The organism is Nocardioides piscis, assembly GCF_011300215.1.
GTDB classification, from domain to species: Bacteria; Actinomycetota; Actinomycetes; order Propionibacteriales; family Nocardioidaceae; genus Nocardioides; species Nocardioides piscis.
Genome location: NZ_CP049866.1, coordinates 3,232,407 through 3,256,324, shown reverse-complemented (window position 1 = coordinate 3,256,324; position 23,918 = coordinate 3,232,407). Strand labels below are relative to the sequence as shown.

Here is a 23,918-nt window from a genome sequence, read left to right as displayed (position 1 = left end):
CCATGGATCGCCTCTCTGGCCTCGACGCCAGCTTCCTCTACCTGGAGTCTCCGGAGCAGCTGATGCACGTCTGCGGCCTGGCCGTCGTCGACCCCGAGACCATGCCGGGGGGCTACTCCTTCACGGCGATGCGTGCGGGGATCGAGCAGCGCGTCCGCGACGTCACCCACTTCACCCGTCGGCTCAAGAAGGTGCCGCTGCGCCTCGACCACCCCGTGTGGGTCCAGGACACGCACTTCGACATCGATCGTCACGTCCACCGGTTGGCCCTGCCCCAGCCGGGTGGCTACAAGGAGCTGACCGAGCTGCTCGGTCACCTGGCCGGCCTGAAGCTCGACCGCTCGCGCCCGTTGTGGGAGATGTGGGTGATCGAGGGCTACGACGGTGACAAGGTCGGCGTGTTCACCAAGATGCACCACTCCACCGTCGACGGCGTGTCGGGAGCGAGCCTGCTCTCACACCTGACCAGCCTCGAGCCCGACTCCGAGCCGCTGCGCATCGGCGGCAAGGGCGCGTTCGGCCACCGGCCCGGCGACCTCGAGCTGTTCGGCCGCGGGATGCTGACCCAGGTGACGCGTCCACTGTCGGTCCCGCGGCTCCTCAAGCCCTCGGTCCAGCTCGTGGCCGGCTCCCTGAGCCGCGCCCGCGCCGGTACGGCGATGGCAGCACCCTTCTCCGCGCCGCGCACCTCCTTCAACGGCACCATCACCGGCCACCGCACCATCGGGCTCGCGACGATGTCGCTGGACGACATCAAGGTCGTCAAGGAGGCGACCGGCGCCACGGTCAACGACGTGGTGATGGCGGTGACCGGCGGGGCCTTGCGTTCCTATCTCGAGAGCCGCGGCGAGCTCCCCGAGACCTCCCTGCTGGCGACGGTCCCGGTCTCGGTGCACGACGAGACGAAGCGCGACGTGGGTGACAACAAGGTCTCGGCGCTCTTCGCCAGGCTCGGCACCGACGTGGAGGACCCGCTGGAGCGCCTGGAGGAGCTGGCCGAGGCAAACCGCCACGCCAAGGAGCACAACAAGGCGGTCAGCGCGGACGCCCTGCAGGACTGGGCCGAGTTCGCCGCCCCGCGCACCTTCGGCCTGGCGGTGCGTGCCTACGCCAGCCTGCGGCTGGCCGAGAAGCACCCGGTCGTGCACAACCTCGTGGTGTCCAACGTGCCCGGTCCGCCTGTGCCGCTCTACTTCGTCGGCGCCAGGATCGAGGGCCTCTACGCCTTCGGGCCGGTCTTCCACGGAGCCGGCCTCAACATCACCCTGATGAGCAACGCCGGCCAGATGCACATCGGCATCCTCGCCTGCCGCGAGTCGGTCGCGGACGTGGACGACCTCGTCGCCCGCTTCCCCGAGGAGCTTGCCGTCCTCAGCGACGCAGCTCGCCCTTCCGCGCAGCGACAGTGACGGCTGCCTCGAAGAGGGCAGGCACGAAGATCTCGGCCTGCAGCACGCAGGCGGCGTGGCCGGCCGGGATGTCGTGGACGGTGGCGCCGGGGATGCTGCGCGCCACCGCATACTGACGAGCCGGCGGGATCACCCGGTCGTGCTGGGTGACGATGACCGCGGTCGGGACGTCGATACGAGACAGCCACGGCCGGGTGTGGTGCCGGCCCAGGGCCGCCACCGCCTGACCGACCGCCCACGGGCTGGTGCGCCGCAGCTCGGTCAGGGCCCACTCGTGGATGTCGCTGGTCTTCGGGTCCACGGCCCGCACGGCTCGACGGCCTGCATGGACCAGCGTGCGAGAGCGCGAGACCTCTCTCAGCCCCCCATCGCCAGCTCCATCGAGGCGTGGAAGCCCCTCTCCCACGGCGTGTTGCGGAAGTGGTCGGTGGTCGCGCCGAGGACGAGGCCCTCGACCAGGTCGGGGTGCTGGCGCCATACGAGCTGGGCGATCATGGAACCCATCGAGTAGCCACCCACGATCGGGTCGCGCAGGCCCAGCACCTCGATCAGCGCGGCCGCGTCGTCGGCGCAGTCGCTCAGGGAGAACTCAGGGGACTGGATGCCGCGTCCGTGCCAGCGCTGGTCCATCGTCAGCACCCGGAACCGCTGCGACAGCGGCTTGATCGCGGGATACCAGCTCAACAGGCCCGTGGTGCCCACGGCGTGGAGCAGCAGGATGGCGGGGGAGTCGGGCGTCGGTCCCGGGGTGTCGGTCACGAACGTCTCACCCCGGCCGGGGAGCTCGACCATGGCACCGGGGGGATGCGCGCGTAGGGCATGTAGACCCCGCGCCGGAGGGCTTCGAACGGGGACAACATGTCCGCTAGACTAGAACACGTTCCAGTTTTCGTCGTGTCGGCGTCGCTCCGGAGGTTGTCAGATGGGTCCGTCAGAAGAGGTGGAGGCGGTCCGCGCCGTCGTCACGGAGGTCATCGACCGATCGAGCGACTGGCAGGCGCTCGCCGGGTCCGGGCTGCTCTCGCTGGTGGTCCCGACCGACCACGGTGGCGAGGGACTGGGCCTGGAGGAGCTGGCAGTCGTGCTCCGGTCCGTCGGACAGCACGCCGTGCAGCTGCCGGTGTGGGAGACGCTGTGCGTCGGGGCGCTGACCCTGGTCGCGGCCGGCAGCGACGAGCAGCAGAAGACGCTGCTGCCCGGGATCGCGTCGGGCGACGTCCTCCTGGCGGCGGCGCTGTGCGAGGTCGGACGAGGCTTCGCCCCGGAGCCCGCGACCGTCGTGTCGGGTGATCGGGTCACCGGTCGCAAGATCGGTGTCCAGTATGCCGCCGACGCCACCGCGATCCTGGTCAGCGCCAGCCACGACGGCCGACCCGTGGTCGGGCTCGTGGACCCCGCCGCGCCCGGGGTCACGCTGGTCGAGTCGGCCTCGAGCCGGGCGCTCCTCGACGGGGTCGTCGAGCACACCGTGGTCCTCGACAACGCGCCCATCGACCTGCTCCCCGGGGACGGTGCGGCCCGGATCGCTCGCGAGAACGCCGTCGCCGGGCTCGTGCTGCTCGCGGCGGGACTGCTGGCCGGTGCCCGTGACCTCACGGCCGACCACATCAAGGGGCGCTCGCAGTTCGGCCGGGCGCTCGCGGAGTTCCAGGCGGTCGCGATGCAGATCGCTGACGTCTACATCGCCTCGCGCACGATCGACCTCACGGCCGACCAGGTGGTGTGGCGCATCGTGCAGGGGGTCGACGTGAGCGACGACCTCGCGGTGGCCGCCTACTGGACCTGCCTGGAGGGGCCTGCCGCCATCCACACGTGCCACCACCTGCACGGAGGCATGGGCGTCGACGAGACCTACCCGCTCCACCACTACTACTCGTGGCTGACCGACATCACCCACGCGCTCGGGGGGCCTGCCGGCACCCTGCCGATGGTGGGCATCGAGGCGGCCGAGACCAAGAACCTCGAGCTCACCGAGGCGCAGCGCGCCCTCAAGGCCGAGGTGCGTGACTACTTCTCCGGCCTGGTCTCGCCCGAGGACCACAAGGAGATGGCGCGCGAGCGGCACGGCGCGGCCTATGAGCGGACGATCCGGCAGCTGGGGGCCGACGGGTGGATGGGCGTGGGCTGGCCCGAGGAATACGGCGGTCGCGGGCTCGGCGAGGTCGAGCAGACGATCTTCACCAACGAGGCCCAGCGCGCCGACGTGCACCTGCCTGCGGTGACCCTGCAGACAGTCGGTCCGACGTTGCAGAAGCGGGGCACCTCGAAGCAGAAGGAGATGTTCCTCAAGCGGATCCTGGAGGGTGACGTCCACTTCGCGATCGGCTATTCCGAACCCGACGCGGGCACCGACCTGGCGTCGTTGCGCACCACGGCCAGACGCGATGGCGACCACTACGTCGTCAACGGCCAGAAGCTGTGGACGACCGGCGGGCACCAGGCCGACTACCTGTGGCTCGCCGTCCGCACCGATCCCGACGCCCCCAAGCACAAGGGCATCTCGATCCTGATCGTCGACACCACCGACCCCGGCTATTCCTGGACGCCGATCATCACCGTCGACGGCGCCCACCACACCAACGCGACCTACTTCAACGACGTGCGCGTGCCGGTCGACATGCTGGTCGGCGAGGAGAACGCCGGCTGGAAGCTGATCACCACCCAGCTCAACCACGAGCGCGTCATGCTCGGCCCGGCGGGCCGTCTGGAGGGCCTGCGCGACCGGGTGGCTGCCTGGGCCGAGGCCGTCGGCTGCCGCCACCTGCCCGACGTGGAGGCAGCCCTGGGCGAGGTCACGGCCATCTTCCGGGTCAACGAGCTGCTCAACTGGGAGGTGGCCCGGGCCGCGGCGAAGGGCGAGATCTCGGTGGCGGACGCGTCCTCGTCCAAGGTCTTCGCGTCCGAGCGCGTCCAGCACGTCGGCCGGGTCCTGGCCGACGTCGTGGCCCGCCACGGTGACCCCTCCGATCCCGACACGGCCGACCTCGTGGGCTATCTCGACGGCCAGGCCAAGCGCAACCTCGTCATCACCTTCGGTGGCGGCGTCAACGAGGTGCAGCGCGAGCTGATCGCGATGTTCGGCCTGGGTCTGCCGAGGGTCCCCCGGTGAGGGGCCCGAGCGAGGTGACGACGACCGCGGAGGTCGGCAGCCACGACTGGATCATGGCGCGGGCCGACGAGTTCATCGCTCGTGGTGACACCGAGCCGCGCCCCGCGCTCGACGAGGTCAACGTGGCGATGATCCGTCACTGGGCCGAGGCGATGGGCGACACCGATCCGCGCTGGCAGGGGCCGGACGCCGTGGCACCGCCGGCGATGGCGCAGGTGTGGACGATGTACGGCCTCGACCCGCACCGCCCGGCTGACGACCCCCTGCACGGGACGATGCAGTTGCTGGACGAGGCCGGGTTCACGTCGGTGCTGGGCACCAACTGCGACCAGACCTACGCCCGTTGCCTGAAGCCGGGCGAGCGACCGGCGATCACGACCCGGCTCGAGTCCGTCGTCGGACCGAAGCAGACCGGTGTGGGCGAGGGCTACTTCGTGACCACCCTCAACACCTGGTGGGTGACCACCGCTGACGGGGAGAGCGAGGCCGTCGCGACCATGACCTTCCGGGTGCTGAAGTTCAAGCCCGGGACGGGCCGCCCGAGTGTCGACAAGACCCGGACCGTGCGACCGGTGGTCAACCGCGACAACGAGTTCTTCTTCGCCGGCACCAGGGCCGGCGAGCTGCGGATCCAGAAGTGCAACGCCTGCGGGGCGCTTCGCCACCCGCCCGGACCGGTGTGTCCTGACTGCCACGCGATGGACCGTGGTCACGTCCTGGCCAGCGGCCGCGGGACGATCTTCTCGTTCCTGGTCCATCACGCCCCGCAGGTCCCCGGCAAGCAGCTGCCCCTCCCGCTGGCTCTCGTCGAGCTGCCCGAGGGAGTGCGGATGGTGGGGCGGTCCAGGCTCCACCGGGACACGAGCTGGCCATCGGTGACGAGGTCGAGGTGGTCTTCGACAAGATCGACGACGACCTGACGCTCGCCTCCTGGCGGGTCGCGGATGCGTCATCCGAACCCGCAGCGACAGGTGAAGCTCCGGATGACGCGGCTGCTCCAGAACCCGACCTGCCCGCCTGGCAGGTCGCCGTCACGCCGACCCTGATCGTCTCCGGGGCCATCGCGACCCGGGACTTCCAGGACGTCCACCACGACCGCGACCTCGCCGTCGAGCGCGGGTCCAAGGACATCTTCCCCAACATCCTCACCACGACCGGGCTCGTGCAGAAGTTCGTCGGCGACTGGGCCGTGGCCTCGGACCGAGGGCGCGTCCGCATCACCTCCTGCGCGCTGCGTCTCGGCGCGCCCGCCTATGCCGGTGACACCCTGACCTTCACCGGGTCGATCGTCTCCGAGGAGCCCGCTGCCGAAGGTGGGGTGACCCTCGTCGACGTGGTCGGCGCCTGCGCGCTCGGCCAGCACGTCTGCGCGCGGGTCTCGTTCGTCCCCGACCTGTCAGCACCGGAGGAGTCCCGATGAGCGTCCCGACCAGCGGTGCGGCCGCTCTCCCCTTCAGCGGCGCAGCGGCTCTCCCGTTCAGCGGCGCAGCCGCGATCGCGGGCATCGGCGCGACCGAGTTCTCCAAGGAGTCGGGCCGCAGCGAGCTCCAGCTCTCGGCGGAGGCGACGCTGGCCGCACTGGCCGACGCCGGCCTGTCGCCGTCCGACATCGACGGCCTGGTCACCTTCACGATGGACAACTCGTCCGAGATCGCCCTGGCCCGCGAGCTGGGGATGGGGGAGCTGTCGTTCTTCTCCCGGATCAACTACGGCGGCGGGGCAGCCTGCGCCACGGTTCAACAAGCAGCGATGGCGGTGGCCACCGGCATGGCGACCACCGTCGTGGCCTACCGCGGCTTCAACGAGCGCTCCGGGATGCGGTTCGGCCAGGTCTCCCAGTGGGCGGCGGCCCAGGTCAACACCAACGGCCTCGACAACGCCTGGACCTATCCCCACGGGCTCTCCACGCCGGCTGCCACGGTGGCGATGCAGGCCAGGCGCTACATGCACGAGTACGGCGCCACCTCCCGTGACTTCGGGGCGGTGGCCGTGGCCGACCGCCGGCACGCGGCGACCAACCCGGCAGCGTTCTTCCACGAGAAGCCGATCACCATCGAGGACCACCAGGCCTCGCGGTTGATCGCCGATCCGCTACGCCTGCTCGACTGCTGCCAGGAGTCCGACGGTGCCGTCGCGGTCGTCGTGACCACGACCGAGCGCGCGCGCGACCTGGCGGCCGGCGCCGTACCCGTCCTGGCTGCTGCCCAGGGCAGCGGCAGCGACCAGTTCGTGATGACCTCCTACTACCGAGACGACATCGGCATCCCGGAGATCGGGGTGGTCGGGCGCGCACTGTGGGCGCAGTCCGGGCTGTCCCCGGCCGACATCGACACCGCGGTGCTCTATGACCACTTCACGCCCTACGTCTTGATGCAGCTCGAGGAGCTCGGCTTCTGCGGCAGGGGCGAGGCGCCCGGATTCGTCGCCGACGGTGCGATCGAGCTCGGCGGACGGCTCCCGGTCAACACCCACGGCGGCCAGCTGGGCGAGGCCTACATCCACGGCATGAACGGCATCGCCGAGGGCGTGCGCCAGATGCGAGGCACGTCCGTCAACCAGGTGGACGGCGCCGTTCACACGCTCGTGACGGCCGGGACCGGCGTGCCGACCAGCGGGCTCATCCTCGGCGTGGATCGTTGACCTGGGCCGTCGCCGTGTCGATGGTCTCCGTCTCGATCGGCCATGGAGTCCAGGTCTCGCGGAGCTCGAGCACCTGCTCCCACGAGGATGCCCAGCGCTCCCGCCGGCGGGCCGTCAGCCGTTGCCGGTGGAGCTCTTCGTCCGAGCACACGACCATGACCACGCTGACGTCCGCACCGTGGGCGTGCGCCAGGCCGAGCCACGCCTGGCGGTGATGCGGGTCGTTGTTGACGGCGTCCACGATCACCGAGAGCCCGAGGCTGAGCTGGACGTCGACGAGCCGGCTCGCGACGGCGTATGCCGCCGGGCCGGTCGGCTGGGCGGGATCGATGCCGGCCTCCTGCAGGCCGCGCTCGATGGTGTCGACGGAGATGACCGCGCACTCGAACCCGACCGCCAGCTGGTGGGCGATGGTGGTCTTTCCGGTGCCCGGGAGTCCGGACATCACGATCAGGTTCACATGACGAGGCTAGCCCTGCACACCTCGGACCCGCCCGGGTCGGAGGTCCCGAGATGCCGCCGGAAGGCTCGCGCGCGCCGCCGTCGGCCATCACCGAACAGTCCCGCACCCACGCCGCCCCGGTGAACGGCCGGCGACCTCAGCGCAGGTTGTCGGCGAAGAACGCGAGCACGGCGTCCACGCCCGCCTGCTGGCGGTGGGTGGTGACCGTCGAGTGTCCGATGCCGTCGAACTCGACCCGGATGAAGGCGTCTCCCAGCTCACGCGTGAGGGTCTCGAACCGGGTGCCCGTCAGCGGATCCTTGCGGAACTGGAGCCCGAGGACCTGCTGACCGGCGGCGCACCTGCCCTTGACGATGTCGAGGTCGGCGGGGGAGAGGTTGAGGTCGGCAGCGCGCTTGCGGCCAGGGACGAAGGGCGTGCTGGGCTGGCACAGCACCGGGGCAGTGACGGGTGCGTCCACCATCATCGCGAGCGCGAACCCGCCCGTGAAGCACATGCCGAGCGCGCCCACGCCGGGGCCGCCCAGCTCGGCATGGAGGTCTCGGGCGAGGGAGCGGAGCCAGCCTGCGACGGGGGTCGTCTCGCCGGTGCGCAGCTTGGTGAACTCCCGGCTCACGCACACCTGGCGCAACGCGCGCGCGGTCGAGAGCGGCGTCATTCCTGCGCCGTCCTTGCCGAAGAGGCTCGGCATGACCACGGTGTAGCCCGCGTCCACGACCTCCTCGGCGAAGCCGGCCACCTCGGGGTGATGCCGGGGATCTCGTGGATCACGATCACGCCAGGGCCCGCGCCACGCCGGTATGTCGGGTGGCTGACCCCGGCGTGGGTGTGGGTGCTCTGCGTCCAGTCGTTCGGGAAGGTCACCGGAGCAGTATGGCGGCGGGCGACCGCCTCAGGCCTTGGTGACCACGCAGTCGGCGAGTGCTGGACGCCGTTCGCCGGCCCGGCCCGGCGAGGCGACGGTGGCGTCGACCACGACCTGCTCGCCGGTGTCCCATGCGTCGACACGGATCGTCTCGCCGGGGAAGACGACGCCGGCGAAGCGGGCGGTGAACCCGCTGACCCTGGAGGTGTCGCCCCCGAGCAGGGCGTCGGTGACCTCGCGCAGGACGATCCCATAGGTGCACAGGCCGTGCAGGATCGGCGCGGGGAAGCCGGCCGCCTCGGCGAACTCCGGGTCTGCATGGAGCGGGTTGCGGTCGCCGCAGAGGCGGTAGAGGAGCGCCTGCTGCGGGGAGACGTCGAACGTGGTCGATGCGTCGGGTGCGCGGTCGGGGATCTCGACGGCCTCCGACGACCCCCGGGAGCCGCCGAAGCCGCCCTCGCCGCGGACGAAGATCGAGGAGCGCACAGTCCACAGCTCCTCACCGGCCTCGGAACGAGCGACCCCCTCCTGCCAGATCACGGCTGCCTTGCCCTTGTCCCAGACATCGCTGATCCGCGTCGACAGCGTCGCGGTGCCCGAGGTCGGCAGCGGACCGGTCACCGACACCGACTGCGAACCGTGCACCACCTGCGACAGGTTGATGTCGCAGCCCGGCAGGTCCAGCGGCGGCGGGTCGGTCTCGTGGAACGAGGGGGCGACGACGCCGAAGCTCGGCAGCACCTGGAGCCCGTGGGTCTCCAGCGTGTGCCGCAGGTCGGTGGCCCCGAGCGCGAGCTGGTAGAGCTGGACGTCCGGCTCGGCCCAGGAGAAGGTCCGGTCGGGCAGCTGGGCGCCGATGGCGACCGCGGGGTCGATGGGCATTGTTGTCCTTTCGAGGGGTGTCGTGACGGGGACTGGGGCCGTCGTCAACCTCCGGCGTTGGCGATGTCCTCGGCGGCGAGGTAGCCGAAGACCATGGCCGGGCCGATGGTGGCGCCGGGACCGGCATAGGTGTTCCCCATGACCGCCGACGACACGTTGCCCGCGGCATACAGGCCCTCGATGACAGCGCCGTCGGGCCGCAGCACCCGGGCGCGCTCGTCGGTGACGAGGCCACCCTTGGTGCCGAGGTCGCCGGGCACGATCTTCACGGCATAGAAGGGACCCTGGTCGATGGAGTGCAGGGAGGGGTTGGGCTTGACCGTGGGGTCGGAGTAGTACTTGTCGTAGGCGCTCTCGCCGCGGTGGAAGTCGGCGTCGACGCCGGTCTCGGCGAAGCCGTTGAACCGCAGGATCGTCTCCTCGAGGGCGCCGGCCGGGACCTCGATCTGGACGGCGAGCTCGGCCAGCGAGGCGCCCCTCTTGATCGTGCCGTGCTTGTACCACCGACCCGGGAAGGGCTGGCGCGGCGAGAGCCCGGCGAAGAGGTAGCGGTTGCGGTAGCGCTGGTCGATGATCATCCAGGCTGGTACGGCGCTGGGGCCCGTCTCGTGGGCCTCATAGATGGCGTGGGTGGCCTCGACATAGGGCAGCGCCTCGTTCATGAAGCGCTGGCCGGCCGAGTTGACGATGATCGAGCCAGGCAGGTTGCGCTCGGCGAGGCAGAACCACGGGCCGCGGGGAAGGGGGATCGTCGGGCCCCACCAGGCGTCGTCCATCAGGTCGGTCGCCGCACCGATGGCGATGCCTGCCTCGTGGCCGGCCCCGGTGTTGCTCTCGGCCCCTGTCGTCCATTCGCTCGACGTGGGCTGGGGGAGGAACTTCTCGCGCAGCTCCTGGTTCTGCTCGAAGCCTCCGGAGCCGAGGATCACCCCACGACCGGCACGGATGGTGGACCGCACCCCGTCACGCTCCACCTCGACCCCCACGACCCGGCCGTCCTGGGTGACCAGGCCGACCAGGGGGGTGGAGTAGAAGACGTCGACCCCGTGGTCGATCAGGCCCTTGCGCAGGCCGATGACGATCGCGTTGCCCATGGCATACATGCGTCGGCCCCGCAGGCCGCTGATGATGCGCTTGACGAGCACCTTGGCCATCGTGATCGGTCCGCGGACCGTCCGCATGCCCAGGCTGATCTTCCGGAAGTCGGCCTGCGTCACGATCATGTTGGCCGGGGCCTTGGTGTAGGGCTTGGTGAGCCGGTCCAGCTCGTCGCCGAGGAACGAGCCGTCCATCGGAACCGGCTCGACGCTGCGACCGCGAGCGCGCCCACCCGGTCGCTCGGGCAAATAGTCGGCGTATTCCGGGACCCACGCGAAGCGGGTCGGCGTCTGCTCCTTGAGGAAGTCCAGCAGCTCGGGACCGCGCTCGAGATAGGTGTCGCGGCGGACCTTCGGCACCCGGTCGCCGACGATCGAGTCGAGATAGAGCTTCGCCGCGTCGAGGTCGCCGGGATCGACCTGGCCGGCGTCGCGCAGCGCGTAGTTGCCCGGGATCCAGACCCCGCCGCCGGAGCGAGCGGTGGACCCGCCGAAAGTCTCGCTGCTCTCGACCACGATCGTCTGCAGGCCGTGTCTGGCGGCTGCCGCCAGCGCCGCCGCCATTCCGGCGCCACCGGCACCGACCACGACGACGTCGACCTGCTCCGGCAGCAGGGTGGAAGGCCTCGAACCAGGGGTGCTCATGGCGCAAAACTGTAACAGGTTCTAGTATGTCGCGGTGACCTCAGACGACCCCGTGACCGACCAGATCAGTGGCGCCGACCGGGCCGTGCGGGCCGCCGTCGACCGTCTGGCAGCAGCCCAGGAGTCCCGGAAGCCGTGCGCGCCCGTGCGTGACCTCATCGGCACCGACGACCTGACCGCCGCCTATGCCGTCCAGCAGGGCCTGGTCCAGCGCCGGCTCGCCGACGGAGCACGCGTGGTGGGCCGCAAGATCGGTGCCACCTCAGAGGCGGTGCAGCGGCAGCTGGGCGTCGACCAGCCCGACTTCGGCTATCTCCTCGACGACATGGACGTCAGTCACGGCGCGCGTGCGGGCGGCGGAGCGATCTCGATGCGCACTCTCGTCCAGCCGCGGGTCGAGGCCGAGGTCGCCTTCGTGCTGGCTCGCGACATCGACCCTGCCGACGGTGCCGACATCACGCTCGACCTCGTGCGCGAGGCGGTCGACGTCGCGCTGCCGTCGCTGGAGATCGTCGACTCGCGGATCGCCGGCTGGGACATCGGGTTCACCGACACGGTGGCCGACAACGCCTCGAGCGGGCTGTTCGTGGTCGGCGACCAGGGCCGCAGCCTCGAGGAGCTGGTGCCGCGCGAGGTCACCATGGAGCTGCTCATCAACGGCGAGGTCCTGTCCAGTGGCACAGGCGCCGCCTGTCTCGGCGATCCTCTGGAAGCCTTGCGCTGGCTCGCAGTCCAGGCCCACCGCTTCGGTGACCCGCTCCGGGCAGGTCACCTGGTCCTGTCCGGTGCGCTCGGCGCCTTCGTCCCGTTCGCCGCCGGCGACTCGGTCGAGGCCCGCATCAGTGGTTTCCCCCCGCTCAACGTGCAGTTCGAGGAGTAGACATGGCAGGCAAGCTGACCGCCGCGATCGTCGGGCCCGGCAACATCGGCACCGACCTGATGTACAAGCTGCTGCGCAGCGACCTCATCGAGCCGCGGTGGATGATCGGCGTCGACCCCGAGTCACCGGGCCTGGCACGTGCCGAGAAACAGGGACTGGTCGCCAGCCACGAGGGTGTCGACTGGCTGCTCAAGCAGGACGAGCTGCCCGACCTGATCTTCGAGGCCACCAGCGCCTACATCCACCGCGAATACGCCCCGCGCTATCGCGAGGCCGGCATCCGGGCGGTCGACCTGACCCCGGCCGCCGTTGGCCCGGCCGTCATCCCGGCAGTCAACGGCAACGAGCACGCAGCCGCCGACAACGTCAACATGATCACCTGCGGCGGGCAGGCGACCATCCCGATGGTCGCCGCCGTCTCCCGCGCCACCCCGGTGTCGTACGCCGAGATCGTGGCCTCCGTCGCGTCGCTGAGCGCCGGCCCCGGCACCCGCCAGAACATCGACGAGTTCACCCGCACCACCGCCGCCGGCGTGGAGAGCATCGGTGGGGCCGAGCAGGGCAAGGCCATCATCATCCTCAACCCCGCCGAGCCGCCGATGATCATGCGAGACACGATCTTCTGCGCCGTGGCTGCCGACGCCGACCGCGAGGCCATCACCGCCTCCGTGCACCAGATGGTGGCAGCGGTCCAGGACTACGTCCCCGGCTACCGGTTGCTGCAGGAGCCACAGTTCGACGACCCCTCGCCGGCGACCCGCGGTGCGACCAAGGTCAGCATCTTCATCGAGGTGGAGGGCGCGGGCGACTTCCTGCCGCCGTACTCCGGAAACCTCGACATCATGACCGCCGCCGCGACGCGTGCAGGCGAGGGAATGGCTGTGCACACCAAGCAGGGGCACGCCACGCAGGGGCAGACCGAGGAGACCGCACGATGAGCATCAGTGGACCCGCAGCGCTCAACCAGCTCGAGCGCACCTGGACCGACACCGAGCCCGACTCCGGGCTCGACATCCGGCTCACCGACACCTGCCTGCGCGACGGCTCGCACCACAAGCGCCACCAGTTCAACGTCGAGGAGGTGCGCTCGATCATCGGTGCCCTCGACGAGGCCGGCGTCCCTGTCCTCGAGGTGACGCACGGCGACGGGCTCGGCGGCTCCAGCTTCAACTACGGCTTCAGCCACACGCCCGAGCAGGAGCTGATCAAGGTGGCGGCCGAGACGGCCACGCGCGCCAAGATCGCCTTCCTGATGCTGCCGGGGGTCGGCACCAAGGACGACATCCGCGAGGCGCAGGGCAACGGCGGGTCGATCTGCCGCATCGCCACCCACTGCACCGAGGCCGACACCTCCGAGCAGCACTTCGGGCTGGCCCGCGAGCTGGGCCTGGAGACCGTCGGCTTCTTGATGATGAGCCACACCCAACCGCCCGAGGTGCTGGCCCGGCAGGCCCGGATCATGGTCGACGCCGGCTGTCAGTGCGTCTATGTCGTCGACTCCGCCGGGGCGCTGATCCTGGAGGGTGTCTCCGACCGGGTCTCGGCCGTCGTCGCCGAGATCGGGTCGGACGCCACCGTGGGCTTCCACGGCCACGAGAACCTCGACCTCGGCGCCGGCAACACCGTCATGGCCGTCCGGGCGGGAGCGACGCAGATCGACGGCTCGGTGCGGCGCTTCGGCGCCGGCGCCGGCAACACGCCGCTCGACGCGTTCGTGGGCATCTGCGACAAGCTCGGCTGGCGCACCGGCGTCGACTTCATGAAGATCATCGACGCCTCCGAGGACGTCGTGCGTCCCGCCATGCCCGACGAGTGCCGGCTGGACCGGATGACCATGATGATGGGCTACGCCGGGGTCTACTCCAGCTTCCTCAAGCACGCCGGCAACGCCGCCGAGCGCTACGGCGTCTCGGGTGCCGCGATCCTGGCCGAGGCTGGTCGGCGCAAGCTGATCGGCGGCCAGGAGGACCAGCTGATCGACATCGCACTGATGCTCAAGGCCGGCGCCGGACGATAAGGCCATGACGGTCGGGCCGACACCTGTCAGGGTGTCGGCATGGCTTCTCGCGCATCCAACTTCTGCATCGACGCCCACGACCCCTACGCCCAGACCCAGTGGTGGGCACAGGTCCTCGAGGACTTCACCCTGGGACCGCCCGAGGAGGGCGTCAACAACCCGGGCGACGAGGAGTGCGGTCTCGAGGGCCCCGACGGCCGCTACCTGCTGTTCCTCAAGGTCCCTGACTCCAAGACGGTCAAGAACCGCATGCACATGTGCCTGCGGCCCACCGACCGCTCGCGCGACGAGGAGGTGGAGCGGATCCTCGGTCTCGGCGCGACGATGTTCGACGACCGCCGCGACGGGGACCAGGGCTGGGCAGTCCTCGCCGACCCCGAGGGCAACGAGTTCTGCGTGCTGAAGCGCTACGAGCCGGAGCAGTCGGCTGGCTGACTCGGGCGGACGTGCGGTCGACCGTCGGGCCCGCATCGAGCAGTGGACGCAATAATAGAACGTGTTCTAGTATTGCCTGCATGACGACCCCTCCAGTCCTCGACGCCGTTCGAGACCTGCTGCCCGGCTTCCGTGAGCGCGCTGACGAGACCGAGCGCCTGCGTCAGGTGCCGGAGGCCTCGGTCAAGGAGCTCGAGCAGGCCGGGTTCTTCCGGATGCTCCAGCCGGCCCGCTTCGACGGCCTGGAGTCGGACCCGATCGACTTCTTCACCGCGGTGCGGCTGATCGCCTCGGCCGACGGCTCGACCGGCTGGATCTCGAGCGTGCTGGGCGTCCACCCGTGGCAGGTCGCACTGTTCACCGACGAGGCCCAGCAGGCTGTCTGGGGATCCGACACCAGCACCCGGATCAGCTCCTCCTACGCCCCGACCGGCAAGGCCCAGGTCACCGACGGCGGCTACACCCTCAGCGGCAAGTGGTCCTTCTCGTCCGGCTCCGCGCACGCCACCTGGGTGCTGCTCGGCGGGCTGGTGTTCAACGACGACGGAAACGTCGTCGACTTCAAGACCTTCATGGTCCCGCGCGAGCAGTACGAGATCGTCGATGTCTGGAACGTCGTGGGCCTGCGCGGAACGGGCTCCAACGACATCGTGGTCGACGACGTCTTCATTCCCGAGGCGTTCACCCTCTCGATGAGCGACACCGGCCGGTGCTTCGGCCCCGGTCAGGAGCAGAACCACTCCGACCTCTACAAGCTGCCCTTCCACTCGCTGTTCACCAGCACGATCACCTCGCCGATCGTCGGGATGGCCAGTGGGGCGTACGCCGAGCACGTCGACATGCAGCAGCAGCGGGTCCGGGCGGCCTATCTCGGCGAGAGGGCGTCCTCCGACCCGTTCGCGGCCGTCCGGATCGCGCGGGCCGGCAGCGAGATCGACGCCGCCTGGGCATTGTTGATGGCCAACATCCGCGAGGAGCAGGCCCACGTCGCCAAGGGCGAGAGGATCCCGCTCCACCTGCGGCTCAAGGTCCGTCGCGACCAGGTCCTCGGCACCCAGCGCGCCATCGACGCCATCGACACGCTCTTCGAGGCGTCCGGCGGCCGGGCGCTGGCCGAGGGCACCTACCTCCAGCGCGCCTGGCGCGACGCCCACGCCGGCCGCGTGCACGCGGCCAACGATCCCGAGCGCGCGCTCAAGATGTTCGGCGAGCTCGAGTTCGGCCACAAGGTCGACCCGGGGATGTACTGAGTTGAGCACCTCTGCGCAGCTCGTCAGGGAAGACCTCCAGCAGACCGTCGCGGTCAACGGCACCGACATCGCCTTCTACGAGCTCGGTCCGGGCGCCTCGGCGTCGGGCGTCGAGGGCAGGGTGCCCCTGGTGATGCTCCACGGCGGCGGCCCCGGCGCCTCGTCGTGGTCCAACTTCGGCTCGGCCCTGCCGGGATTCGCCGAGCACTACCGCACCATCCTCATCGACCAGCCCGGCTTCGGCGCCTCCGGCAAGCCCGCGGTCGTCGGCAACTACTACCGCCACGCGGCCGACCACGTCATCGGCGTGCTCGACCACCTCGGGATCGACCGGTTCCACGTCCTGGGCAACAGCCTCGGCGGCGGTACGGCGATGCGGCTGGCCCTCCTGCACCCCAAGCGGGTCACGCGGCTGGTGCTGATGGGGCCGGGCGGGCTGTCACTCAACCTCTTCCACGCCGACCCCACCGAGGGTGTGCAGCGTCTGATGGAATTCGGGGCCGACCCGACCCGCGAGTCCCTCAAGGCCTTCATCTCCACGATGGTGGTCAACCAGGACCTGGTCACCGACGAGCTCGTGGAGGAACGGTTCGCCGATGCCACGGCTCCCGGCGCCGAGGACGCGATGCGCTCGATGGGGATGTCGTTCTGGAACCCCGAGACGGCCGAGGACGGGATGTTGTGGCGCGAGGCGCACCGGCTGCGCCAGCACACGCTCCTCACCTGGGGTCGCGAGGACCGGGTCAACCCTCTCGACGGCGCGATCCTCGCCCTGAAGCTGATTCCGACGGCGCAGCTGCATGTGTTCCCCAACTGTGGGCACTGGGCGCAGATCGAAGCCGCTGACGAGTTCCGCGAGGTCGCGATCAGCTTCTTGAACAGGCACGTCGAGCGCGACCGAGCCGAACGAGGCACGAGCGAGCGACCGAGCGGTCAATCAGACTCCGAAAGGCCGAAGGCATGATCGACATCAAGTCCATGGGCTACGTCCGCGTGGCCAGCACCGACCTGGACGCCTGGCGGACCTTCGCCGAGAAGGTCCTCGGGCTCGCCGTCGGCCGTGGTCCCGACCCGGACAACCTCTACTACCGCATCGACGAGGTCTCGGCCCGGCTGGTCGTCGTCCCCAGCGACGTCGACCAGCTCTCGGCCACGGGCTGGGAGTTGGCCGACCACGCGGCGCTGCAGGACGCGCGCGAGCACCTGCAGAAGGCCGGCGTGGCGTTCGAGGAGGGAACCTCCGAGGAGCTGGCCGAGCGCAGGGTGCAGGAGCTGGTGCGCTTCAGCGACCCGTTCGACAACGTCTTCGAGCTCTTCCACGGGATCACCTACGAGTCCCGTCCGGTCGTGACGCCCTATGCGGCCAAGTTCGTCACGGGCGACCAGGGAATGGGCCACATCGTGGTCCCGGTCAGCGACGACGTCGAGGCGCTGCGGTTCTATCGCGACGTGCTCGGCTTCCGGCTGCGCGACTCGATGTCGATGCCCGGTGAGTTCGTCGGCAAGGAGCCGGGCTCCAAGGTGTGGTTGCGGTTCCTCGGAGTCAATCCCCGGCACCACTCGCTGGCGTTCCTGCCGATGCCCAACCCCTCCAAGTGCGTCCACATCATGCTCGAGGTCGACAAGCTCGACGACGTGGGTCGTGCCCTGGAGCGGGTGCGCAAGCACAAGGCGCCGCTGTCGGCCACGCTGGGCCGCCACATGAACGACGAGATGGTCTCCTTCTACGTCAAGAGCCCGGCCGGCTTCGACATCGAGTTCGGCACAGAAGGACTGCAGGTCGACGACTCCCGTTGGGTCGCCCGCGAGAGCACCGCGGTGTCCTACTGGGGCCACGTCTTCGGTGGCTGAGTCGAGTGGGGGAGACTGACACGGTGACATCCGAGACGCCTGAGGGCATTCCCGCCGGCATGGTCGAGGATGCCCGCGCGTCCTGGCCGCCTCGGGAGCTGATCGACTCGTTCCTCGGCAGCTTCCCCCACGACTTCGAGTGGCGCCCCGGCGAGACGATCGAGGTCGACAGCGAGGAGGCTCAGGCCCAGGCGCGGCTCTTCCGTGACGTGCTGGGTCGCTATGCCTCCGGCGTCACCGTCGTGACCACGGTCAGCGGCGGGATCCCGACGGGCATGACCTGCCAGTCGTTCACGAGCGTCTCCCTCGACCCGCCCCTGGTGGCGTTCCTGCCGACCAAGCAGTCCCGCGCGTTCGGTTCCATCCAGCGGGCCGGCACCTTCTGCGTCAACTTCCTGGGCCGGGGCCAGGAGGCGATCTCCAACCAGTTCGCCTCTCGCGCGGACGACAAGTTCGACGGGATCGAGTGGGAGCCGTCGGCCGGCACCGGCTCGCCGAGGCTGGCCGGGACCGTCGGCCACGTCGACTGCACCGTCTTCGCGGTGCACGAGGCCGGCGACCACTACCTCGTCATCGGCAAGGTCGTCGACCTCGCCGTGGACGAGGCGGAGGAGCCGCTGCTCTACTACCGCGGCGCATATCGAACGACCGCCTGAGGTCGTTCCCAAATATCGGTTCCCGGCCTAGGTTGTCTGCACCACTCAGCAACCGAAGGGATCCCCACCATGCGTTCCCGTTCCAACCGCACGGTCCTTGCGCGAACCGCAGCCGTTGCCGGCCTCCTGGCCCTCTCGCCGCTCATGCTGGCCGTCACCCCGGTGGCCGCGACCGTCGTCTCCGACGGGGTCGAGGCGTGTGCCGACGACTCGTCCGGGGCGAGGGTCAAGAAGGGCACTGGTGCCGACGAGCCGGCGCTCTATCCCGCCGGGAAGGAAGCCGAGTTCGCGCAGCTCGCCGATGCAGCCCAGCTGCCCGCCGGCTCGGTCACGGTCGAGACGATCTTCCACGTGATCTCGGCCGACACCCTCACCCGGCGCGAGCAGCGTCGCCTGAGCGGGATGGTCGAGGACCAGATGACGGTGCTCAACGACTCCTTCGCCGGTGTGACCGGCGCGGGCGCTGCGGACACCCCCTTCCGCTTCGACCTGGCCAAGACCACGTGGACGGTCGACTCCGAGTGGGCCACGGTCACGCCCGGTCGGGTGGAGATGGACATGAAGTCGGCGCTGCACGAGGGCGACTCGGAGACCCTCAACATCTATGCCGCCGACATCGGTGGTGGACTTCTCGGCTGGGCCTACTTCGGGCAGACGTACAACGGCGGGTCGGGCGCGGTGAAGGACGGCGTGGTCATCCTCGACGAGTCGATGCCCGGCGGCACCGCCGGCAAGTACGCCCTCGGTGACACGCTGACGCACGAGGTCGGTCACTGGCTGATGCTCGAGCACACCTTCGACGGGGGCTGTTCCACCCAGGGTGACGGCGTGGCCGACACCCCGGCCGAGGCCTATCCGCAGTTCGACTGCCCGATCGGTGCGGACTCGTGCGAGCGGCTGCCCGGTCTCGACCCGATCCACAACTTCATGGACTACACCCAGGACTCGTGCATGAACATGTTCACGCCGGGACAGTCCGCACGCATGAGCGACGGGTGGGTCGAATACCGCGCCGGTGGCAACGGCTGACGCACGCCTGCCGCGTCCCAACCCTGGTCGTGGGCGGTTGCAGTCATCTGTTGACGGCAACCGCCCACGACCGGCTGCACAGTGCGCGGTGGCTCCGGGTCAGAGCGCGAGCCTGGCGCGGTGCTCGTGCGGTCGGCCCCAGAGCGCGCCGAGGGCATGGGCCCGCTTGAACACCAGGTGGGCGTCGTGCTCCCAGGTGATCGCGATACCGCCGTGCAGCTGGATCATCTCGCCGGCGAGGTCCGCGAAGGCATCCGAGCAACAGGCTGCCGCGACGGCCGCCCGGTCGGGGGCGTCGGCTGCCCCCTCGACGAGCCCCTCGAGGGCGTGCAACATCGCCGACCGGGACAGCTCGAGCCGGGTGAGCATGTCGGCCATCCGGTGCTTGAGTGCCTGGAACGACCCGATCGGGCGACCGAACTGCACCCGCTCGCGGCTGTAGGCGACCGTGTCGTCGAGCGCCCGCTGCATCCCGCCCACCTGCATCGCCGCGGTCAGCACCAGGGCGACGTCGCGGACGTGGTCGGGCAGCGGGTCGACGTCGGCACCAATCGTGGCCAGCTGGGTGGTCGGATCCATGGCGGGTATGCCGATGGGCGACTCGTCGAGCTGGACGAGCCGGCCATCGACATACGCCAGGACGATCGCGGCCTGCGCGCCGAAGAGCACGTGCTCGGGGGTGGCGATCGTGGCGATCTCACCGGCGGCGATGCGGGCCAGGAGGCCTGCGGGGTCGCCGTCGGCCACGAGTGCTGCTGCCGCCAGCGCGGTGGGCAGGAGGGGAGTGGGCGCCAGCGACCGCCCGAGCTCCTCCAGCACGACAGCCGTCTCGGCCAGGGTGAACCCGGCGCCGCCCTGCTCCTCCGGGACGGCGAGCGCCGCGACCCCGATCTGCTCGCACAGGGTCTGCCACAGCGACTCGTCGAAGCCGGCGGCTGACGCCATCGACGCCCGGACTGCTCCGGAGTCGGCGCGCTTGTCGAGCAGTGAGCGGACGATGCCGGCCAGCTCGGCCTGCTCCTCGGTGCGCCTCATCGGCTCACCAGCGACTCGAGCACCCGGGCGCGGTGGAAGGCCGGCGTCCCCCAGGCGCTGACGAGCGCGCGCACCTTGAGCAGCCACAGCGAGAGGTCGAACTCGGCGGTGTATCCGATGGCGCCGTGCACCTGCAGCCCCACGCGGGACGCGCGGTAGGCCGCATCGGCGGCCGCGACCTTGGCCGCCGAGCAGTCACGCGAGGTCGGCGCCACGGCGGCGCCGTCGACCAGCGGACGGACGAAGTCGAGCGCGATCCGCACGTCGGCGAGCTGGTGCTTGATCGCCTGATAGGACCCGATCTCGCGGCCGAACTGCTTGCGCTGCTTCACATAGGTCACCGAGTCGGCGAGGATCCGCTCGCCGGCGCCGAGCAGCTGGGCTGCGGTCGCCAGCGCGGCCAGGTCGAACGCGTTGCGGAGCTTCGCGCGTTCGAGCTCGCCGACCGCCTCCGCGGCGGTCACCGAGACGAGCCTGCGAGACGGGTCGATCGAGGTCCTCACCTCGCCGACGCCGGCGGTCGAGAGCGACTCACCGTCGACGAGATAGGCCTCCTCGGCCACGTCCCCGTCGAGGGCGTACGGCGTGTGGGGCGGCACCGCCACGGTCGCGACCGTGCCGGCCGCGAGCCCGCTGAGCTGCTCGCCGGTGAGGACCTGGGACAGGAAGGCGGCCGACTCGACATACGGCCCGGGGACGGCGTGCCGGCCGATCGCCTCCATCGCGATGACCAGCTCGACCGGGGTGGCGCCCATGCCGTCGAACTCCTCGGGCACCAGCAGCGCGTGCACCCCTTGCTCAGCCAGGGTGTGCCACAGGCCGAGGCCTGGAGCGCTGTCACCCTCGGCCCAGGCGCGGGCAGCGGCGACCGTGTCGGCACCGGCCAGCAGCTTCTCGAGGGTGCGGGCGAAGTCGGCCTGCTCCCCGGTGTGGGTGAACCTCATCGTCGCGGCTCCTTCGGCAGGCCGAGGATGCGCTCGGCCACGATGTTGCGCTGGATCTCGTTGGTGCCTGCATAGATCGGACCGGACAGCGAGAAGACGTAGCCGTCGGTCCAGGGCGACTCGACCTCCGCCTCGGGGCCCAGGAGGTCGAGGGCGGTCTCGTGGAGGGCGACGTCGAGCTCGGACCAGAACACCTTGTTGACCGAGCCGGCCGTCCCCATGTCGCCACCGGCCGCGAGGCGGGTGACGGTGCCCCACGTGTAGAGGCGGTAGGCCTGGGCCTTGATCCAGGCGTCGGCCACCGCGTCGGCGGCCGAGGCGCGTTCCGGTTCGCTGCCCGCGCTCGCGAAGAGGTCGACGAGCCGGTCGGCTGCGGCGCAGAAGCGGCCGGGGGAGCGCAGCGAGAGCCCGCGTTCGTTGCCCGCGGTCGACATCGCGACCCGCCAGCCGTCGCCGGGGGCGCCGAGCACGTCGGCGTCGGCGACGAAGACGTCGTCGAAGAAGATCTCGGCGAACCCTGACTCGCCGTCGAGCTGGGGGATCGGTCGCACGGTGATGCCGTCGCTGTCGAGGGGGAAGCAGAAGTAGGTCAGCCCCGCGTGCCGTGACGCCTCGGGGTCGGAGCGGAACAGCCCGAACCCCCAGTGGGCGAGGGCCGCACGTGAGGACCAGGTCTTCTGGCCGTTCAGCCGCCAGCCGCCCTCGACCCGGGTCGCCGTGGACTTCAGCGACGCGAGGTCGGAGCCTGCCTCGGGTTCCGACCAGGCCTGGGCCCAGATCTGCTCGCCGCTCGCCATGGTCGGCAGGTAGCGCTGCTGCTGGTCCGGGGTGCCGTGGTCGAAGATGATCGGCGCGAGCAGGAAGATCCCGTTCTGGGAGACCCGCCCGGGTGCGCCGGCGCGGTAGTACTCCTCCTCGAAGATCACCCACTCCACGAGGTTCGCCCCCCGCCCACCGAACTCCTCGGGCCACGAGACGACGGCCCAGCGGGCGTCGAAGAGCTTCTTCTCCCACGCCTGGTGGGCCACGAAGCCCTCCGCGGTGTCCATCGACGCCAGCGGGCTCGCCGGCACGTTGGCCGCGAGCCACTCGCGCGCCTCGGCCTGGAAGGCGAGCTCCGACTCGGTCAGGTCCAGATCCATTCAGCTCTCCTCGGAGGTCGGTCGAAGCTCGTTCTTCAGCACCTTGCCGGCGAGGTTGCGGGGGAGCGCCTCGATGATCTCCACCTGCCGAGGCACCTTGTAGTTCGCGAGCCGCTCGCGCGCGCACTCGAGCACCGCGTCCTCGGTGACCGAGCCGACGACATAGGCGCGGCCCACCTCACCCAGACGGTCGTCCGGGACCCCGACCACGGCGACGTCGTAGACCCCCTCGAGCCGGGCCAGGACCTGCTCGACCTCTGCCGGATAGACGTTGAAGCCACCCGAGATGTACATGTCCTTGAGCCGGTCGGTGATCCGCAGGTTGCCATCGGCGTCGATCGTCCCCACGTCGCCGGTGTGCAGCCAGCCGTCGGCGTCGATGGCCTCGGCGGTGGCGGCAGGGTCGTCGAGATATCCGAGCATGACGTTCTCGCCCCTGACCAGCAGCTCGCCGGCCGTGCCCTCGGGGGCGCCGTCCGGCACGTCGATGCGGGTCTCCATGCCGGGCACCGCGCGCCCGCACGACGTGGCCACCGTCTCCGCGGACTCGTCGCCGCGGCACATCGTGACGACCACTGCCTCGGTCATCCCGAAGGCCGTGACGACCTGCTCGATCGCGAGGCCGTCGGGGGCTGCAGCCCGCATTCGCTCGATCAGGACGACCGGGATCACGGCTGCGCCGGTGACAGCCAGCCGGATCGACGACAGGTCGTGGCGCGTGTGCACCCCGGCAGCCAGGATCGAGGAGAAGATCGCCGGCGCGCCGGGCAGCACGGTGATCTGCTCCGACTCGACCAGGGCGGCGACCTGCTCGACGTCGAAGGTCGCGAGCGGATAGAGGGTGGCTCCGGTCACCAGCCCGGTGATGATCCCGACCTTGTAGCCGAAGGCGTGGAAGAACGGGTTGACGACCAGGTAGCGGTCGCCGGCGTGCACCCCGCCGAGCTCGCCCCAGGCACGGGCGACGCCGACGGTCTGCCGGTGGGCACTCATGGCGCCCTTGGGCTGGCCCGTGGTGCCCGAGGTGAAGAGGATGTCCGCCACGTCGTCCGGACGTACGGCGCTCGCCACCTCGTCGATGTCGCCGGGCTCTGCGTCGGGCAGCTCGTGGACGTCGACGGTGTCGATCAGGGAGGGGAGGCTGCTCGCGGCGCTCACCTCCTCGCGCTGGCTGCGCCCGAGGAACCCGTCGGCCAGGACGAGCAGCCGGGCGCTGGTGCGGTCGACGAGGTCAGCCACCTCGTGCCCGGTGTAGCGGGAGTTGGCCGGGACCAGCGCGCCGCCGGCGTAGGAGACGGCGAGTGCGGCGACGACCCAGTCGATGCTGTTCGGAGCCCAGACCACGACCCGGTCGCCCGGGGACACGCCCAGGTCGCGATAGCCGGCCGCCGTTCGGCGTACGCGGGAGAGCAGGTCGCTGAACGTCAGGGTCTGGTCGTCCTCGACGTAGGCCACCCGGTCTGCGAACGTCTCTGCCGCCGCCCGCAGCACGCCGGGAATGGTGGCGGCCGGGATGGTGTCGGTCATCTGCTGTCCTTCCGGAGCCGTGTGCGAGCAAACCAAACGTTT

Annotated in this window: 24 protein-coding genes; 14 read left to right on the top strand and 10 right to left on the bottom strand. The window is 70.3% G+C overall.

Translation table 11 applies throughout. The annotated features are described in order from the left end of the window. Positions 1–2 precede the first annotated feature (2 nt). Positions 3–1,409: a WS/DGAT/MGAT family O-acyltransferase gene (locus tag G7071_RS15980; RefSeq protein ID WP_166320389.1), complete on the top strand. Its 1,407-nt coding sequence runs from the start codon at positions 3–5 to the stop codon at positions 1,407–1,409. On the opposite strand, the gene G7071_RS19450 is transcribed toward G7071_RS15980, so the two are convergent. Further along, positions 1,372–1,710: an alpha/beta fold hydrolase gene (locus tag G7071_RS19450; RefSeq protein ID WP_246210071.1), complete on the bottom strand. Its 339-nt coding sequence runs from the start codon at positions 1,708–1,710 to the stop codon at positions 1,372–1,374. The genes G7071_RS15980 and G7071_RS19450 overlap by 38 nt on opposite strands. A 56-nt stretch (positions 1,711–1,766) precedes the next feature. Further along, positions 1,767–2,201 carry an alpha/beta fold hydrolase gene (locus G7071_RS19445; RefSeq protein WP_246210069.1) on the bottom strand — a complete coding sequence of 145 codons (435 nt, stop codon included), beginning with the start codon at positions 2,199–2,201 and terminating at the stop codon, positions 1,767–1,769. A 130-nt stretch (positions 2,202–2,331) separates the two neighbouring features. On the opposite strand from G7071_RS19445, the gene G7071_RS15970 reads away from it, so the two are divergent. From G7071_RS15970 to G7071_RS15960, 4 genes are read left to right on the top strand one after another with little or no spacing between them, the layout of a single operon-like run. Continuing rightward, a complete protein-coding gene (locus G7071_RS15970) occupies positions 2,332–4,518 on the top strand; it encodes an acyl-CoA dehydrogenase family protein (protein ID WP_166320388.1) in 2,187 nt (728 codons plus the stop codon). After that, a complete protein-coding gene (locus G7071_RS19440) occupies positions 4,515–5,438 on the top strand; it encodes a bifunctional MaoC family dehydratase N-terminal/OB-fold nucleic acid binding domain-containing protein (RefSeq protein WP_246210068.1) in 924 nt (307 codons plus the stop codon). Before G7071_RS15970 ends, G7071_RS19440 begins: the two co-directional genes overlap by 4 nt. Beyond that, positions 5,408–5,938 (top strand): hotdog family protein, encoded by a 531-nt coding sequence (locus G7071_RS19435; protein ID WP_281351692.1) that lies wholly within the window; start codon positions 5,408–5,410, stop codon positions 5,936–5,938. The genes G7071_RS19440 and G7071_RS19435 overlap by 31 nt, the downstream gene beginning before the upstream one ends. Then, positions 5,935–7,158, top strand: a complete 1,224-nt coding sequence (locus G7071_RS15960) for a lipid-transfer protein (RefSeq protein ID WP_166320387.1) — start codon at positions 5,935–5,937, stop codon at positions 7,156–7,158. Before G7071_RS19435 ends, G7071_RS15960 begins: the two co-directional genes overlap by 4 nt. On the opposite strand, the gene G7071_RS15955 is transcribed toward G7071_RS15960, so the two are convergent. From G7071_RS15955 to kstD, 4 genes are all read right to left on the bottom strand, one after another. Continuing rightward, positions 7,136–7,618, bottom strand: a complete 483-nt coding sequence (locus tag G7071_RS15955; protein WP_166320386.1) for a P-loop nucleotide/nucleoside kinase family protein — start codon at positions 7,616–7,618, stop codon at positions 7,136–7,138. The genes G7071_RS15960 and G7071_RS15955 overlap by 23 nt on opposite strands. A 139-nt stretch (positions 7,619–7,757) precedes the next feature. Continuing rightward, positions 7,758–8,360 (bottom strand): dienelactone hydrolase family protein, encoded by a 603-nt coding sequence (locus G7071_RS15950; protein ID WP_206062831.1) that lies wholly within the window; start codon positions 8,358–8,360, stop codon positions 7,758–7,760. A gap of 153 nt (positions 8,361–8,513) precedes the next feature. Next, on the bottom strand, positions 8,514–9,368 hold the full coding sequence (locus G7071_RS15945) for a MaoC/PaaZ C-terminal domain-containing protein (protein ID WP_166320385.1): 855 nt from the start codon (positions 9,366–9,368) through the stop codon (positions 8,514–8,516). Positions 9,369–9,412: 44 nt separating this feature from the next. Next, the gene (kstD, locus tag G7071_RS15940; RefSeq protein ID WP_206062830.1) at positions 9,413–11,110 is read right to left on the bottom strand and encodes a 3-oxosteroid 1-dehydrogenase; all 1,698 of its coding nucleotides are present in this window, start codon (positions 11,108–11,110) and stop codon (positions 9,413–9,415) included. Between the two features lie 34 nt (positions 11,111–11,144). On the opposite strand from kstD, the gene G7071_RS15935 reads away from it, so the two are divergent. From G7071_RS15935 to G7071_RS15895, 9 genes are all read left to right on the top strand, one after another. Continuing rightward, positions 11,145–11,990, top strand: coding sequence for a 2-keto-4-pentenoate hydratase (locus G7071_RS15935; protein ID WP_246210067.1), 846 nt, complete (start codon positions 11,145–11,147; stop codon positions 11,988–11,990). Between the two features lie 2 nt (positions 11,991–11,992). Next, positions 11,993–12,928 (top strand): acetaldehyde dehydrogenase (acetylating), encoded by a 936-nt coding sequence (locus tag G7071_RS15930; RefSeq protein WP_166320384.1) that lies wholly within the window; start codon positions 11,993–11,995, stop codon positions 12,926–12,928. Next, positions 12,925–14,007 (top strand): 4-hydroxy-2-oxovalerate aldolase, encoded by a 1,083-nt coding sequence (gene dmpG, locus G7071_RS15925; RefSeq protein ID WP_166320383.1) that lies wholly within the window; start codon positions 12,925–12,927, stop codon positions 14,005–14,007. The genes G7071_RS15930 and dmpG overlap by 4 nt, the downstream gene beginning before the upstream one ends. Before the next feature lie 39 nt (positions 14,008–14,046). Then, positions 14,047–14,442 (top strand): VOC family protein, encoded by a 396-nt coding sequence (locus G7071_RS15920; RefSeq protein WP_166320382.1) that lies wholly within the window; start codon positions 14,047–14,049, stop codon positions 14,440–14,442. A gap of 80 nt (positions 14,443–14,522) precedes the next feature. Then, the gene (gene hsaA / locus G7071_RS15915) at positions 14,523–15,692 is read left to right on the top strand and encodes a 3-hydroxy-9,10-secoandrosta-1,3,5(10)-triene-9,17-dione monooxygenase oxygenase subunit (RefSeq protein WP_166320381.1); all 1,170 of its coding nucleotides are present in this window, start codon (positions 14,523–14,525) and stop codon (positions 15,690–15,692) included. A gap of 1 nt (position 15,693) precedes the next feature. Further along, entirely contained in the window at positions 15,694–16,656 is a 963-nt protein-coding gene (gene hsaD / locus G7071_RS15910; protein ID WP_206062829.1) for a 4,5:9,10-diseco-3-hydroxy-5,9,17-trioxoandrosta-1(10),2-diene-4-oate hydrolase, read from the top strand. Further along, a complete protein-coding gene (hsaC, locus tag G7071_RS15905) occupies positions 16,653–17,543 on the top strand; it encodes an iron-dependent extradiol dioxygenase HsaC (RefSeq protein WP_281351691.1) in 891 nt (296 codons plus the stop codon). Before hsaD ends, hsaC begins: the two co-directional genes overlap by 4 nt. A 23-nt stretch (positions 17,544–17,566) precedes the next feature. Further along, a complete protein-coding gene (locus tag G7071_RS15900) occupies positions 17,567–18,199 on the top strand; it encodes a flavin reductase family protein (RefSeq protein ID WP_246210066.1) in 633 nt (210 codons plus the stop codon). A gap of 69 nt (positions 18,200–18,268) precedes the next feature. Beyond that, complete coding sequence (locus tag G7071_RS15895; protein ID WP_166320380.1) at positions 18,269–19,228, top strand: zinc metalloprotease; 960 nt, start codon at positions 18,269–18,271, stop codon at positions 19,226–19,228. A 99-nt stretch (positions 19,229–19,327) separates the two neighbouring features. Here the strand turns inward: G7071_RS15895 and G7071_RS15890 are convergent, their stop codons facing one another. From G7071_RS15890 to G7071_RS15875, 4 genes are read right to left on the bottom strand one after another with little or no spacing between them, the layout of a single operon-like run. Further along, the gene (locus G7071_RS15890; RefSeq protein WP_166320379.1) at positions 19,328–20,263 is read right to left on the bottom strand and encodes an acyl-CoA dehydrogenase family protein; all 936 of its coding nucleotides are present in this window, start codon (positions 20,261–20,263) and stop codon (positions 19,328–19,330) included. Continuing rightward, positions 20,260–21,207 carry an acyl-CoA dehydrogenase family protein gene (locus G7071_RS15885; protein ID WP_166320377.1) on the bottom strand — a complete coding sequence of 316 codons (948 nt, stop codon included), beginning with the start codon at positions 21,205–21,207 and terminating at the stop codon, positions 20,260–20,262. The genes G7071_RS15890 and G7071_RS15885 overlap by 4 nt, the downstream gene beginning before the upstream one ends. Further along, a complete protein-coding gene (locus tag G7071_RS15880; protein ID WP_166320375.1) occupies positions 21,204–22,349 on the bottom strand; it encodes an acyl-CoA dehydrogenase family protein in 1,146 nt (381 codons plus the stop codon). Before G7071_RS15880 ends, G7071_RS15885 begins: the two co-directional genes overlap by 4 nt. Continuing rightward, positions 22,350–23,876: an AMP-binding protein gene (locus tag G7071_RS15875; protein ID WP_166320373.1), complete on the bottom strand. Its 1,527-nt coding sequence runs from the start codon at positions 23,874–23,876 to the stop codon at positions 22,350–22,352. Between the last annotated feature and the right edge of the window lie 42 nt (positions 23,877–23,918).

Coding starts and splice junctions, on each gene's coding strand:
- hsaC (WP_281351691.1), top strand. CDS start 16,653: ATGATCGACATCAAGTCCATGGGCTACGTCCGCGTGGCCAGCACCGAC.
- G7071_RS15890 (WP_166320379.1), bottom strand. CDS start 20,263: ATGAGGCGCACCGAGGAGCAGGCCGAGCTGGCCGGCATCGTCCGCTCA.
- dmpG (WP_166320383.1), top strand. CDS start 12,925: ATGAGCATCAGTGGACCCGCAGCGCTCAACCAGCTCGAGCGCACCTGG.
- G7071_RS15885 (WP_166320377.1), bottom strand. CDS start 21,207: ATGAGGTTCACCCACACCGGGGAGCAGGCCGACTTCGCCCGCACCCTC.
- G7071_RS15970 (WP_166320388.1), top strand. CDS start 2,332: ATGGGTCCGTCAGAAGAGGTGGAGGCGGTCCGCGCCGTCGTCACGGAG.
- G7071_RS15980 (WP_166320389.1), top strand. CDS start 3: ATGGATCGCCTCTCTGGCCTCGACGCCAGCTTCCTCTACCTGGAGTCT.
- G7071_RS19445 (WP_246210069.1), bottom strand. CDS start 2,201: ATGGTCGAGCTCCCCGGCCGGGGTGAGACGTTCGTGACCGACACCCCG.
- G7071_RS15920 (WP_166320382.1), top strand. CDS start 14,047: ATGGCTTCTCGCGCATCCAACTTCTGCATCGACGCCCACGACCCCTAC.
- kstD (WP_206062830.1), bottom strand. CDS start 11,110: ATGAGCACCCCTGGTTCGAGGCCTTCCACCCTGCTGCCGGAGCAGGTC.
- G7071_RS15880 (WP_166320375.1), bottom strand. CDS start 22,349: ATGGATCTGGACCTGACCGAGTCGGAGCTCGCCTTCCAGGCCGAGGCG.
- hsaA (WP_166320381.1), top strand. CDS start 14,523: ATGACGACCCCTCCAGTCCTCGACGCCGTTCGAGACCTGCTGCCCGGC.
- G7071_RS15960 (WP_166320387.1), top strand. CDS start 5,935: ATGAGCGTCCCGACCAGCGGTGCGGCCGCTCTCCCCTTCAGCGGCGCA.
- G7071_RS15895 (WP_166320380.1), top strand. CDS start 18,269: ATGCGTTCCCGTTCCAACCGCACGGTCCTTGCGCGAACCGCAGCCGTT.
- G7071_RS15945 (WP_166320385.1), bottom strand. CDS start 9,368: ATGCCCATCGACCCCGCGGTCGCCATCGGCGCCCAGCTGCCCGACCGG.
- G7071_RS15930 (WP_166320384.1), top strand. CDS start 11,993: ATGGCAGGCAAGCTGACCGCCGCGATCGTCGGGCCCGGCAACATCGGC.
- G7071_RS15875 (WP_166320373.1), bottom strand. CDS start 23,876: ATGACCGACACCATCCCGGCCGCCACCATTCCCGGCGTGCTGCGGGCG.